Source organism: Sorangium sp. So ce117, assembly GCF_051524395.1.
Classification (GTDB): Bacteria; Myxococcota_A; Polyangia; order Polyangiales; family Polyangiaceae; genus Sorangium; species Sorangium cellulosum_B.
Genome location: NZ_CP150309.1, coordinates 8,309,549 through 8,323,192 on the forward strand (window position 1 = coordinate 8,309,549; position 13,644 = coordinate 8,323,192).

Here is a 13,644-nt window from a genome sequence, read left to right on the forward strand (position 1 = left end):
TGTGGACGCTGCGCGGGCGCGCCGCCATGGTCTCCGCGTGGCGCCGCTCGTCTCCGTCTTGCTCCCGTACCGGCAGGCGGAAGCGACGATCGAGGAGGCGCTGGAGAGCGTGCTCGCCGAGCGCGCGGTCGACCTGGAGGTGGTCGCCGTGGACGACGGGTCGACGGACGGCGGCCCTGCCAGGGTCGCGCGCATCGCGCAGCGCGATCGCCGCGTCCTCCAGGTCGCGACGGGCGGTGTGGGGATCGCGCAGGCGCTCTCGCGCGCGGCGGAGGCAGCGCGCGGCGAGCTCCTCGCCCGCATGGATGGCGACGACATCTCGGTCGGCGAGCGGCTCGCGCGACAAGCGGAGACGCTCCTCCGGGATCCGCGGCTCGGCGTCGTCGGGGCCCGCGTCGAGGCGTTCGCTGCCGGGCCGATCGGCGAGGGCATGCTGCGCTACGTCGACTGGCTGAACTCGATCGTCACCCCGGAGGACCACGCGCGCGAGATGTTCGTGGAGTCCCCGCTGTGCCACCCGTCGGTGATGCTGCGACGGAGCGCGCTGGAGCAGGTGGGCGGGTTCCGGGAGGTCCCGTGGGCGGAGGACTACGACCTGTGGCTGCGCCTCGACGCCGCGGGCGCGCGGATGGCGAAGCTCCCGGAGCTCGGCCTGCGCTGGCGGCACCGCGAGGGGCGCGCCACCTTCGCCGATCCGCGGTACGCGATCGCGCGGTTCCTCGAGGCAAAGGCGCACTACCTCGCGAGGAAGCTGGGCCCAGCGCGCCCGGTGGCCGTGTGGGGCGCGGGCAAGACAGGCCGGCGGCTGGCGAGGGCGCTCGCCCGGAACGGCGTGGCGCCCGCGCGGTTCGTGGACATCGATCCGCGCAAGATCGGCCGGATCGCGCAGGGCGCGCCGATCGTCGACCCGTCGCGGCTGGAGCGCGGCGCAGAGACCCTCGTCGTCGCCGTGGGGGCGCGGGGGGCGCGCGCGCTCATCCGCGGCCACCTCGCGGCGCGCGGCTTCGTCGAGGGCTCCGACTACGTGTGCGCCTCCTGAGCGCGCGCCAGGCGACGCTTTGCAACCGCGCGGTCTTTTGGGAGGATTCGATCCCACAGCGATGCGGGTCCCGGTGCTCACGAGCAAAGTCGACTTCCCTCCGCCAGAGCGCGCGACCCCGGAGGGGATCGTGGCCGTGGGCGGCGAGGCCTCGCCGGAGCGGCTGCTGGCCGGCTACCGTCGGGGCATCTTCCCCTGGCCTCACGAGGGGCTGCCGCTGCTCTGGTTCTCCCCGGATCCGCGCTTCGTCCTGCCGCCGCGCGAGGCGCACGTCCCGCACTCGCTGCGCAAGCGGGTGCGCCGGGGCGAGATCGAGGTGCGGACCGACACGGCGTTCGAGCGGGTCATGCAGGCCTGCAGCGCCGCCCCGCGCCCTGGGCAGAACGGCACGTGGATCACCGAGGAGCTCATCGCCGGCTACACGGCGCTGCACGCCGCCGGGGTCGCGCACAGCATCGAGGCGTGGTCGAACGGCGAGCTCGTCGGCGGCCTCTACGGCGTGTCGCTGGGGCGGATGTTCTTCGGCGAGTCGATGTTCGCGCGCGCGCCCGACGCCTCGAAGGTCGCGTTCGCGACGCTCCTCGGGAACCTCGTCGCCTGGGATTTCGCGCTGGTGGACTGCCAGGTGTACACGGACCACCTGGAGCGATTCGGCGCCGTGGAGTGGCCGCGGCGCGAGTTCCTCAGCGCGCTGAAGGCGGCGCTCGACGCCCCGACGAAGAGGGGACCGTGGCGCTTCGACCTCGATCCCCCGCAGGCGATCGAGCGGCTCATCTCGCGTTGATCGCGCCCGAGCTCCGGCCGCGCGCCGCTCGACCCCGCGCTAGCGCTCGCCGCCCGAGCCGTCCTTGATCTCTCGGAGCAGCTCCTCGATCCGCCGCTCGGCGTCGGGACCCTCGTCGTAAAAGAAGCGCAGCGTAGGCACCACGCGCAGCCCCATCGTGCGGGCGACGTCCCTGCGCAGCCGGCCCGACGCCGCCTCTAGCCCCTTGAGCAGGGCGCGGCGCGCCGCGGCGTCCTCCGCGCCGAACTCGTGGCGCACGTGGACCTTCGCGCTCTGCAGGTCGTCGGTGATCTCCACGCGCGACACGAGCACGCCGGCGATCCGCGGGTCACGCAGATCCCGGAGAAGGTTGGACAGGTCCTCACGGAGCCGCTCGGCGACCCGCGTCGCCCGCTTCACCACGCCGCTCATTCGTCGTCCTCTGCGTCCTCGAACATGTCCGAGGACGCTCCCAGATCTCCATCGTCACGGCCGAGCGCTTGCTCGATGCCGCCCTGCACCCCAGCGCCTCCATCGCCGAACGGCACGATCTCGGTCGCCCGATCCGTGAGGACGGCGTGCGGCAGCGACCCCGCCATCGCGGCCACGTCCGCGAGGACCTTGTCGCACATGACCGACGAGTTCGAGACGACCGCGACGCCGAGCGTCGCCCGCCTTGGATCGTCGAGCACGCCGACCTCGGCGATCGAAACGCGCATCCGGCCCTGCGCCCGCTCCTTCAAGGAGCGCACCACGCTGCGCTTGTCCTTGAGGGAGCGGGCCCCGACGATGTCGAGACGGAGACGGAGTACACCCACGAACATCGGATGAGGCTCAGAGCTTCGTCTTGACCTCTTCGATCTCGAAGCTCTCGATGATGTCGCGCTCCTTGATGTCCGAGTAGCCCTCGAGCGAGATACCGCACTCGAACCCCTCGACCACCTCTTTCACGTCATCCTTGAACCGGCGCAACCCGGACAGGCGACCCGTCCAGACCACGGCGTTGTCCCGGATGAGGCGCGCCTCGCCGGTGCGCTTGACCGAGCCGTTGATGGCCATGCAGCCGGCGACCGTGCCCGCCTTCGTGATCTTGAAGACCTGGCGGACCTCGGCGCGGCCGAGGACCTTCTCCACCTTGGTCGCGGGGAGGAGCCCCTCCATCGCGCTTCGGATGTCGTCGACGGCGTTGTAGATGATGTTGTAGAGCCGGATCTCGACGCCTTCGTTCTCGGCCAGAGCGCCCGCCTTGCCGGCCGGCCTGACGTTGAAGCCGACGATGATCGCCTTCGACGCGACCGCCAGGTTGACGTCGCCCTCGGTGATGCCACCGACGGCGCCGTTCACGATCGTGACCTTCACCTTCTGGGTCGAGAGCTTCGCCAGCGCGTGGACGATCGCCTCGACCGAGCCCTGCACGTCGCCCTTGATGATCAGCTTGAGCTCGAGCTGATCGGCCTCCTGCAGGTTCTTCGTGATGGACTCGAGCGAGACGCGCGAATCCTGCGGGATGAGCGTCTTCGACGCCTTCTTGCGGCGGGTCTCGGCGATCTCCTCCGCGGTCTTCCCGTCCTTGACGGCGTGGACGGGATCGCCCGCGCTCGGCACCTCGTTGAGGCCGAGGACCTCGACGGGCGTCGCGGGGCCGGCCTCGGCGACGGAGCGCCCGAGCTCGTCGGTCATCGCCCGGACCTTGCCCCACGCGGCGCCGGCCAGGAGGATGTCGCCCGTGCGGAGCGTGCCGTCCTGGACCATGACGCGCGCGACCGGGCCGCGGCCACGATCGAGCAGCGCCTCGATGACGGTGCCGCTGGCGCGCTTCTTCGGGTTGGCGCGGAGGTCCTGGACCTCGGCGAGGAGCAGGACCGACTCGAGGAGCTGGTCGATGCCCTGCCCCATCTTCGCCGACACGCTGCAGAACATCGTCTCGCCGCCCCACTCCTCGGGCTGCAACCCGAGCGCGGCGAGGTCGCGCTTGATCTTGTCGGCGTCGGCGCCCGGCTTGTCGATCTTGTTCACCGCGACGAGGATCGGCACCTTCGCGGCCTGGGCGTGCGAGATCGCCTCCTTGGTCTGAGGCATCACGCCGTCGTCGGCCGCGACCACCAGGATCACGATGTCGGTGAGCGAGGCGCCGCGGGCGCGCATCGCCGTGAACGCCTCGTGGCCCGGCGTGTCGAGGAACGCGATCGTGCCGCGCGGCGTCTCGACGCGGTAAGCGCCGATGTGCTGGGTGATCCCGCCGGCCTCTCCCTCGGCGACCGTGGCCTTCCTGATCCTGTCGAGGAGCGAGGTCTTGCCGTGGTCGACGTGGCCCATGACGGTGACGATGGGCGGCCGGATCTCGACCTCCTCGTCGGTGTCGGCCCCGGCCTGCATGGCCGCGCTCAGCGTGTCCTGCTCGCTTACGGCCACGTCCTCGACGCTCCAGCCGAACTCGCTGGCGAGGATCTTCGCGGTTTCGGCGTCGAGCGTGCTGTTGATGTTCACGCCCGTCATGCCCATCGACAGGAGCCGCATGAGCACGTCCGTCGCCTTCAGGCTCATCTTCGCGGCGAGCTGCTGAAGCGTGACCTGCTCCTCGATCTTGATGACCTTCTTGTGCGAGGACATCTCCTGCGTGGAGACCTGGACCGGCTTGCGCGGGAGCCCGCCGCCCGGGCGCTGCCGCCCGAACATCCCCGGGCGAGTGTTCCGACCGCCCATGGGCCGGCCGCCCGGACCGAAGCTGGGACCGCCAGGGCGCGCTTGCTGGGCGTTGGCGCGCGGATCGTAGGTCGTGCGGCGCGCCGGCGGTGTGCCGGTGCGTGCAGCCGGCATCGTGACGCCGGGGCGCCCCTGCCAGACCTCGATGCCGGTCTTCGGCGGAGAGGACGGGCGACGCGGCGCCTGTCCCGGCGCGCCGGCCGGCTCTTCCGGCTTGGCCGCGGGCACCGGCGCAGGTGGCGTGGTCGGCCGAGCGCCCGGGCGGGCGGCCGGAGCTGCCCGCTGCGGCGCGGGCGGCGGCGACGTCGGCCGCGACGCCCCCTGTGCTGGAGCCGAGGGCGCGGCTTGCGGCCGGTTCGGCGTCTGCGCCGCGGCTGCTGCGGCAGGCGCAGGCGCTGCGGCAGGCGCAGACGCTGCGGCAGGCGCAGGCGCTGCGGCAGGCGCAGACGCTGCGGCAGGCGCAGGGATCGGCGCGGGCGCAGCCGCCTGCGCGGGGGCGGCAGCTGGCGCCTCGGGCGCAGCCGCAGCGGGGGCGGGCGCCGGCGCGGCGGCGGTGGCAGGCGGCGCCGCGACAGGCGGCGCAGGCTTCGGCTCGGGCGAGGTCACCTTCGTCTCCTCCGCGGCCGCGGACGCCGCGGCAGGCGCGGTTGCTGCGGGAGCGGGAGCCGCCGGGGGCGGCGGCGCAAGGGGCGCAGCCGCAACAGGCGGCATCGCCGGGGCAGGCGCATTGGGCGCGGGTGCGGGAGCAGGCTCGCGCGGGCTCACGGCGACGACCGGCTCGGGGGCCGGCGCCGAGGGCGCTGCGACGGGCGCTGCGGGCGGCGCAACGGGGCGACGGGACGGCGCTTCTTCCTGAGCTGCGCGCTCGGGCGGTGACGAAGCCAGAGCGGGCTCAGCCGCAGGCCGAGAGGGCGCAGGCTCCGGAGCAGCGCGAACGGGCGCCTCCAACAGGTCAGGCCCGCGGCCTGGCGAGGACGGCTCCGGCTCGGCCCCGGGCCGTGCGCGGCGCTTGACGACCGTGGGGCGGATCCTCTCCTCCACCACCTCAGGCGACTTTTGCCGCTCGAGGTGCCGCTTCACCCGCTCGACGACGTCGGACTCGACGGCGCTCATGTGATTGCGCACGTCGCCTATACCCATGGACTGGAAGAGCGCGACCAGCGTCTTCTGGTCCATGTTCAGCTGCTTGGCGACCTCGTAGACCCGGACTTTGCTCATGCACCTCGCTCCACGTTAACCAATCCGCCTCACCCATCCGCGCGGGCGACGATTTGCGGCCACTCTGTCCACCGTCGAGGCGCGTCCGGTAGGACCGGACACCGCCGCCCTGCCCCCGACCGCGCCGCCTCCCCCCACGCCCGGCGCAGTAGCAAGAAGCCGACCGGACCCACTCTCCGGCACCCGCCGCTCGTCGCGGCTGGTAAGCGCGCCCTCCAGGCTGCCGGGTCTTCCCCCGACATCCTCGGACACCGAGAGAACCCCGGCCCCGGAGTTCTCGAGCTCCACGCCCGAGGTCCCCGGCCCGCGGCGACGCGAGAGGCCAGCATGGCCAGGCGGCGCCTTCCGTTGCTCGGGGCTCCCACCCTCTTCCGATCGGGCGGCCGCGCTGCGCGAAGGCCGCCCCCTGCGACCGGCGCCGCGGCGCCCGCCCTCCGCGGCTTCCTCGCCCCGCTCGACGCGCGCGCACGTGTCCACGACGTGCGCGGCGTTCGCGATGGCAGCGGCGATCGACGCCGCAGAGATCGCCATCACGGCCACGCCGCGCTCGCGCGGGCCGCCCGCCAGGGCGCCGAGCCCCTGCTTGCTGCCCCACGCGACGGCGCGCCCTTCGGCGACGGCCCGCCGGACCTCCGGCAGATCCGCGCCTTCCGCGGCGTCGCACGCGACCAGGACGAGCGCGGCCTCACCGCGCACACACGACCCAACGACCGCATCGACGCCGATCGCAGCGCTCTGGGAGCGGACGGCGGCACGGACGAGCCCGTGGAGCCGGCGCTCGGTAGCCCCTCGGATCGCCCGCGCCAGCGAGACGGTCGTGAGCGGTTCGACGCCCCGCGCCAGATCGCCGGCGCCCTCGGCGCCTCCTCCAGCGGCCCCCACGATCGCGTGGACACGTCCCTTCGCGGCGCGGGCGAGCCCCCGGGCGACCGCCGCCGAGAGGCAGCCCTGCTGCGGGTGGACGTGTGCGCCCCGCCCGAACCCGCCATCGCCGGGATCGACCGCGACCACACCGCCGGGACCAAGGATGAGCCGGACGAGCGGACGAGCGCCGCGGACGTCGTCGACGCCGACGCGCTCCCCGCAGCCGACGCACGTGCGCACTCGCCCCTTCTCGAAGGGCTCACGCTCACCCGCGTCGCTCTGTCTGCTCACTGCTGATCCCATCCTCGGCCCTCTGCTTCTCCTCGCAGCCTACGCGTGCCTTACTTCTGCGGCGCGACGAACGTCCGCCCGCGCCGCATCGAGCACCTTCTGCTCGCTTTCAACGAAATCCCGCGCCCCCTGCTTGATGGCGCGCGCCTTCTTGATGCCGAGGCCGGTGCGGATCGCCAGCCGATCCTCGTCCTCCCGCAGCACGTCCTCGACGCTGCGGTAACCGGCCTCCTCGAGCAACAGCACCGTCCGATCGCCGACGCCACGGATGAACATCAGCCGCTCGCGGTCGGTGAGCGGCTCGGTGCGCGAGCTCGCGGAGCGGATGCGCTCCTGCCGCAGCCGCTCCATCGTCGTGTCCGCCTGCGACTTGATGCGATCGGCGGCCTCGACGCCGCCGAGACCCGGGATGGCCGCGAGCTCCTCGACCGAGGCCTCGCTGACCTCCTCGAGCGCGCGGAAGCCGAGCCGGTACATGGACTTGGCGATCTGCTCCGTCACCACGTCCATCTGCTGCAAGGCGGAGATCGCCTCTTCTTCCATCTGCTTGAACTTGGTCTCGCTGATGATGTCGAGCTTCCAGTTCGTCAGCTGCGCGGCGAGCCGCACGTTCTGGCCCTTGCGCCCGATCGCGAGCGACAGCTTCTCGTCCGGCACCACGAGCTCCATGCGCCCGTCGGCCTCGTCGACGATCACCTTGTGCACCTCGGCCGGCTGGATCGCGGCGATGACGTAGCGCGCCGGATCCCGATCGAACGGCACGATGTCGATCTTCTCGCCGCGGAGCTCCTGGACGACCGCCTGCACGCGCGAGCCCTTCATGCCCACGCACGCGCCCACCGGATCGACGTCCGCGTCGCGGCTGGTCACCGCGATCTTCGAGCGGGCGCCCGGCTCCCGGGCGACCGACACGATCCGCACGATGCCCTCATAGATCTCGGGGACCTCGGCCTCGAAGAGCTTCTCGACGAGCCGGGGATCGGAGCGAGAGAGGATGACCTGCGGGCCGCGGGCCTCGCGATCGATGTCCTTCACATACGCCACGATGCGGTCCCCGGGCCGGTACGTCTCGCGCGGCGTCTGCTCGCGGAACGTGAGCACGCCCTCGGTGCGGCCGATGTCGACGATGATGTTGTTGCCCTTCTCGAACCGCCGCACGATGCCGCGGATGAGCTCGCCCTTGCGATCCTTGTACTCGTTGAAGATGAGATCGCGCTCGGCGTCACGCACGCGCTGCAGCAGGACCTGCTTAGCCGTCTGCGCGGCGATGCGCCCGAAGGTCGTGCGGCCGTGCTTGAGCTTCAGGATGTCGCCGTATTCCTTGTCCTGATCGCGCGCCTTCTCCGCGTCCTCGGGCCGCCAGAAGACCTGGAAGCCGAGCTCCTCGCCCAGGGTCGCGTCCAGCTTCAGCTTGTCCACGTCAGTGATGGAGATCTCGCGCTCCGGCTCCGTCACGGCCTCGACCACGGTCATGTACTGGAAGAGGTCGATCTGCCCGGTGTCCTCGTTGAAGCGCGCCTCGAGCTCGCGGGTGGGGCCGAAGACGCTCTGCGCGGCCTTCAAGATCGCGGCCTCGATCGTCTCGACGAGGATCTTCTTGTCGATCCCCTTCTCCTTCGCGACCTGATCGAGGATGCTGCCGAGGCTCGTCTCCGAGGTCGGCATCGCTGCCATCGTTGCCATGACGTCCCTGTCTCCTGATCTTTCTTCTCTCTACTTGCGCTTCTCGGAGCCGCGCTCGCTCCGCTTTGAGCCCGACCGCGGAGCCGCCTCCGCGAGCTGCTTCTTCTGCCCCGACTCCTTAGCCGGCTCCTTGCCCTGCCGCTGCCCCTTCTTGGGCTTCGCCGTGAGCTCGAAGACGAGGCGCGCCTCCACGACATCCGCGAACGGGACCGCGATCCGCTTGCCGTCGACCAGCACCGCGACCTGCCCCTCCGGAGCCTCCAGGAGCTCGCCCCGGAGCAACCGCTGACCGTCCGGCGCGGGGCGCGCCAGCTTCACCTTCGCTGTCCTACCGAGGAAACGAGCGAACTCGGCCGCTGTACGCAGCCGCCGGTCGAGGCCAGGCGAGCTGACCTCGAGGTTGTAATGGTTGGGTATGAGATCCTCGACGTCGAGGACCGATGAGACGTCGCGCGACACGTCTGCGCAGTCTTCGAGCGTGACCCCGCCGCCCGCGTCGTCCGCCCCCTCGCGCTCGATCGTGACCCGCAGCGTCCAGCCCGCCCGCTCCGTGATCCACTCCAGATCGACGAGCGTGATCCCATGCGAGGCGAGCACCGGCGCGACGGTGTCGCGAACGCGCTCGAGATCGAACACGGCTCTGGTCGGAGGCTCCATGGGTTGCTGCATGTGAGAGACGTCACTTTCGGCGGATCCAGGTCCTCCCAGCGCGATCGGCCCCGAGCGAGGGTGCCCGGTGCCTCTGCGCCAAAAAAAAAGAGCCGATTCCCCGAACTGGGAACCCGGCTCGCGGATCCGCCTAGTTGTCGGCGGACAACCTAGTCGAATGCGGGCCTTCATGCAAGGGGGGATACGGGCAAACCGCCCCTGCACGGCCGGAGATCTCCCGCCGGTTCCTCCTCGCGTCCTCGCGACCGCCAGCGGCGCGTAAGCGCTGAAGCGCTCCCCGCCGCGCGGCAGTCGCGCGACGCGCCCCCCGGGTGCGTCAGCGTTATGCCAGATTCGGCAGCGCGACGATATCGACGTGCAGGACCTCCTCGAACGCCGCGATTTCCTTCAGACAGGCCTCGCTCGGCCGGCCGGAGACGCGCATCTTCGTGCAGGTCGCAGTGGCCCCCTCGAAGACGGTGTTTGAAATCTCCTCGATGTTGATCCCGTGGCGTTTCATGACGCTGAGGGTGTTCGCGAGGACGCCGACCTTGTCCATCATCCGGACGACGACCGCGTAGCGGGCGGGCGACGTGGCGCAGATGTTGACCACGTTGGGCAGCTCCTCCTCCGTCATGAAGGCACGGATGATCCGGGCCGTCTCCAGGGCGACCGCGCGCTGGGCCTGCTCCGTCTGCGCGCCGACGTGCGGGGTGCCGTAGACGAGCCCTCGCGCGAGGAGGTGCGACTCGAACGGCGCCGAGCTCTTGTCAGGCTCGGTGGCGAACACGTCAAGGCCGACCCGCAGCCCCTTGCGCGGGATGAGCTCCTCGAGCGCGGCGTAGTCCATCACCTCGGGGCGCGCGGCGTTCACGACGATGGCGCCGTCGGGGAGCGCCTCGAGGACGCTCCGGCTGACGATGCCGCGCGTCTGCGGGGTGGCCGTCAGGTGGACGGTGAAGATGTCAGAGCGGGCAGCCAGATCCTCCAAGGTCCGCGCATAGCTGACGTCCAGCTTGGCGGCGCGGCCCGGCGTCAACGAGCGCGACCAGGCGTGCGGCTCGAGCCCGAACGCGCGGGCGCGCAGGAGCACCTCACGGCCGATCGCGCCGAGCCCCGCGATGCCGATCCGCCGACCGAACAGGCCACGCGCCACCGAGTACTTCGCCTTCTCCCAGCGGCCGGCCCGGAGCTCGGACGTCGCATCGATCAGGCGGCGGTCCAGCGCGAGGATGAACGCCATCGTCAGCTCTGCCACCGCGGTCGCGTTCTTGCCGGGACAGTTCGCCACGTAAACGCCGCGCGCGCTCGCGGCCGCGACGTCGATCGTCCCCACGCCGACCCCTGCCCTCACGATCAGGTTGAGCTGCCGCCCGGACGCGATCGCCTTCGCCGTGACCTCCGTGGAACGAACGACGAGAATGCCGATCCCGTCGAGGGCCGCTGGCAGCGTGTCTCTGGTGAGCTCCGGCCGGGACTCGATCTCGATCCCGAGCACCTTGAGCTCTTCCAGAGCCGAAAGGTCCATTTTGTCGGCTACTAGCAGGCGCATGCGGACGGGAACCGTAACAGAAAAGCTCTCACTGACGATGGGCGTTCTGCGCCTCGTCTGCGTCGTCTGCGTCAGTTGCGCCAGCTCATGCGCCAGCGATCATCAGGTTTCTCCCTGGGGCGCAGCGGGCAGACCGACGCTCGGCGCGTTCGTCGCGCGCCCGGACCTCGACGCTCGGCTGCACGCCATCGACGTGGAGGCCGCCGAGCTCGGGCTGAAGCTCGAGGTCGAGCTCCGCGGCGCGCTACGGCGCGGCGGCGAGGTGGTGGTGCGCGGCTACAGCGGGACCGACGCGCTCGGGCGCCGCACCTCGGCGGTCCGCGTGGCGACGCCGCACGGCGTGGTCATCGCCGCGGGGCCCCTCGACAGCGGGCGCGTGGACCGCAGACAGGCGACCCAGCTGATACCGTCGCTCCTCCCCGGCCACGAGCCGGAGGCGACGGAGCAGCTCGGGGTGTTCCGCTCCGGGACCGATCTCAACCGAGACGGCGCTCCGGACGTCGTGCTCAGAAACGAGGGAGGCGAGCTGGAGATCTGGACCGTGCAGCCGCTCGGCGCGGCCCGGTACGCCGTCGAGCTCGCGGCGCCGCCGCGGTTCGCGCTCGACGTCGACCGGGATGGCATCCTGGAGTTCGCCGGCCGGATCCCGCTGGACGAGGGGGATCCCATCGCGCCGGATCTCCTCGACGTCGCGGGGTTCGAGGGAGATCGCTACACGCACCGCGGCAGCGTCGCTCGGGCGTTCCATCTGAAGCGCGCGGAAGGCCTCGGCGCGGAGGAGGCGGGCCAGGGCAAGCGGCAGGAGCCGCCGAAGGACGACGCCGCGCGCCTGCGGGGAGCGCTCGAGCGGGCCTGGCACGCGGTGCTCGCGGGCAGGCCGGCGGCCGAGACGCTCGCGACGCTCGACCGAGAGCCGGTGACGCCCGCGCTCCGAGGCGCGTTCTCGGCGCACCGCGCGCGCGTCGCGGACACGATCGCGGCGGCCGCGAGCGGTCCACCGGCGCCGCCCGGCGTCGGCGGTGTCCCTACTCGTCCGCAGGGAGCATCGGAAACGCCTGCTCGAAGGTGACGAGGATGTCGCCGGGGAGCGCGTCAGGCTCCTTGTAGCCGCGCGTCAGCGGCACCCCCCAGTCGGCGCGCATGACGACGCGGCTGAGCTGCGGGAAGAGGGCCCGTACCCCGAAGCCAGCCGACTGCTTGAGGCGCAGATCGTCGAAGCCGTCGAAGGCGTCGCCGGCGTCGAAGAAGGCCGCGCCCGCGACCTGGCACGACCAGATCTCGAGGGGCCGCGTGCGGAGCTCCAGGTTCGCAGAGAGCACGTCCTCGCCGATGAACGCCGCCGTCGGGTACCCGCGGAGCCGTGTGTCGCCGCCGAGGACCAGCTTCCTGTTGAGGTAGTTCCTGTACCGGTCGAACAGGCGCACGTCGAACACGAGCCGCCCGACGCCGAAGCTCGGCGTGTGAACCCGCGCGCGCGCCTCGATGGAGGCGTCGAAGATCTGCGAGCCGTCGAGCTCGGTGACGGTCTCGACCACGGCGCGCGCGAGGCCGTCGCCGAGCGCGACGGTGTACGCGGCCGCCGCGGAGATCCCGAGGAAGCTCCGGCTGGAGTTGAGCGCGGTCGTGACCGGATAGATCAGGATCGCGAGCTCGTGCCCCAGCCGGTAGTCCTCCTGCAGCGCGAGCGTGTTGAAGTCGAGGACGCGCAAGAAGCGGGTCGAGTACGTCGCGTACTTGAACGTCGGCGCGACGCGGGTGTCGCTCACCGGCATCACGCGCTCCTCGAACTCGGCGATCGCGGCAGGAGCGAGGCCCCCGGGCGCGTCGAGGCGATAGACCTTGCGGCTCGCCTCGATGCCCACCGAGACGTCGTGCTTCACGGCCGAGGACCTCGACGCGCCTCCACCGAAGCTGCGCGTGACGGCGTAGCTGCCCACCATGAGATCGCTCCTGTAGCGGTACGGGACGCGATCGTCCCCCGGCGTGGCCTCCGCGTCGAAGGTGGCGAGCTTCGTGCCGATGAAGCGGCGGGTCACCTCGTCGCGCCAGGAGATCTCGAGTTCCCAGGCCCACTCCGCCTGCGTGGCGTAGAGCGGCTGCCCGTAGATGAACTCGCCGCTCGAGCCCTCGAGCTTGCCGGTCTCCCGGTCGGTGATCGCGTTCGCCTGCGTCCGCAGCCGCACGTGGCTGCCCCCGATGCGCGGCATCGCGTAGGTGACCCCGAGCGAGAGCGCGCCGGGATCGAGCGCGAGCTGCGCCGCGACGGCGTGGTGGACGCCGAGCAGGTTCTGCTCGCTGGGCTGCAGGAACAGGTACTCGAGCTGCCCGCCGGCGATGCGGTAGTCCGAGTTGAGGCGCAGGCTCCAGACGTCCTTGGTGACGACGGCGACCCGCACCCGATCCGGAGCGCCGCCTCGCACGGCGAAGACGAGGACGAGCGACAGCTGGCTCAGGTCGCGCAGGTTGCGCGCCGACTCGTCGGCGAGCGCCCGCTCGTAAGGGCGCCCGACCGCGAGCAGCACCTCACGCCGGATGACGTACGGCCGCGAGAGGGCGTGGAACCAGTTCAGGAAGGCCGGCGCAGGATCGCGGTCCTCGATCACCTCGAGCGGGACCACGTCGATCCCCTCGACGATCTTGCCCTCGGGGGCAGGATCGAGCGTCGCGCCGAGGCGCGACAGGACACGCTCGATGGTGGCGCTCTCGTAGCTCGAATAGCCCTCGCTCCGAGCCGGCGCGGCGGTCGCCGCCGGCCCCCCCTGCTTCCCGGCGGTCGCTGCCGTCCCGCCCTGCTGGGCTTGCGCCTCGATCGCAAGGAGCGCCCCGAAGGCCAGGAGCGCGAAGCGCACCAGGACGATCGATGCGCTACGCACGGGCCGCTCG

At 71.7% G+C, this 13,644-nt stretch carries 11 protein-coding genes; 3 read left to right on the plus strand and 8 right to left on the minus strand.

Going from position 1 to position 13,644, the window contains the following annotated elements; translation table 11 throughout:
• Positions 1-37 precede the first annotated feature (37 nt).
• Both WMF46_RS31015 and aat read left to right on the plus strand, forming a co-directional pair.
• Entirely contained in the window at positions 38-1,039 is a 1,002-nt protein-coding gene (locus WMF46_RS31015) for a glycosyltransferase (RefSeq protein WP_437980511.1), read from the plus strand.
• 61 nt (positions 1,040-1,100) lie between these two features.
• Complete coding sequence (gene aat / locus WMF46_RS31020) at positions 1,101-1,823, plus strand: leucyl/phenylalanyl-tRNA--protein transferase (protein WP_437980512.1); 723 nt, start codon at positions 1,101-1,103, stop codon at positions 1,821-1,823.
• 39 nt (positions 1,824-1,862) lie between these two features.
• Here aat and rbfA read toward each other — a convergent pair whose 3' ends face one another.
• From rbfA to WMF46_RS31055, 7 genes are all read right to left on the minus strand, one after another.
• Positions 1,863-2,234, minus strand: coding sequence for a 30S ribosome-binding factor RbfA (rbfA, locus tag WMF46_RS31025; protein WP_437293698.1), 372 nt, complete (start codon positions 2,232-2,234; stop codon positions 1,863-1,865).
• Positions 2,231-2,626 carry a DUF503 domain-containing protein gene (locus WMF46_RS31030; protein ID WP_437542711.1) on the minus strand — a complete coding sequence of 132 codons (396 nt, stop codon included), beginning with the start codon at positions 2,624-2,626 and terminating at the stop codon, positions 2,231-2,233. The genes rbfA and WMF46_RS31030 overlap by 4 nt, the downstream gene beginning before the upstream one ends.
• A gap of 10 nt (positions 2,627-2,636) precedes the next feature.
• Positions 2,637-5,723: a translation initiation factor IF-2 gene (gene infB / locus WMF46_RS31035; protein WP_437980513.1), complete on the minus strand. Its 3,087-nt coding sequence runs from the start codon at positions 5,721-5,723 to the stop codon at positions 2,637-2,639.
• Positions 5,724-5,738: 15 nt separating this feature from the next.
• Positions 5,739-6,878, minus strand: coding sequence for a YlxR family protein (locus WMF46_RS31040; protein WP_437980514.1), 1,140 nt, complete (start codon positions 6,876-6,878; stop codon positions 5,739-5,741).
• A gap of 39 nt (positions 6,879-6,917) precedes the next feature.
• Positions 6,918-8,543: a transcription termination factor NusA gene (gene nusA / locus WMF46_RS31045; RefSeq protein WP_437980515.1), complete on the minus strand. Its 1,626-nt coding sequence runs from the start codon at positions 8,541-8,543 to the stop codon at positions 6,918-6,920.
• Between the two features lie 48 nt (positions 8,544-8,591).
• Positions 8,592-9,218, minus strand: coding sequence for a ribosome maturation factor RimP (gene rimP, locus WMF46_RS31050; protein ID WP_437980516.1), 627 nt, complete (start codon positions 9,216-9,218; stop codon positions 8,592-8,594).
• Between the two features lie 334 nt (positions 9,219-9,552).
• Positions 9,553-10,737: a phosphoglycerate dehydrogenase gene (locus WMF46_RS31055; protein WP_437980517.1), complete on the minus strand. Its 1,185-nt coding sequence runs from the start codon at positions 10,735-10,737 to the stop codon at positions 9,553-9,555.
• Between the two features lie 61 nt (positions 10,738-10,798).
• On the opposite strand from WMF46_RS31055, the gene WMF46_RS31060 reads away from it, so the two are divergent.
• Positions 10,799-11,830 carry an FG-GAP repeat domain-containing protein gene (locus tag WMF46_RS31060; protein WP_437980518.1) on the plus strand — a complete coding sequence of 344 codons (1,032 nt, stop codon included), beginning with the start codon at positions 10,799-10,801 and terminating at the stop codon, positions 11,828-11,830.
• Here the strand turns inward: WMF46_RS31060 and WMF46_RS31065 are convergent.
• Positions 11,787-13,634: a hypothetical protein gene (locus WMF46_RS31065; RefSeq protein ID WP_437980519.1), complete on the minus strand. Its 1,848-nt coding sequence runs from the start codon at positions 13,632-13,634 to the stop codon at positions 11,787-11,789. The genes WMF46_RS31060 and WMF46_RS31065 overlap by 44 nt on opposite strands.
• Positions 13,635-13,644 lie beyond the last annotated feature (10 nt).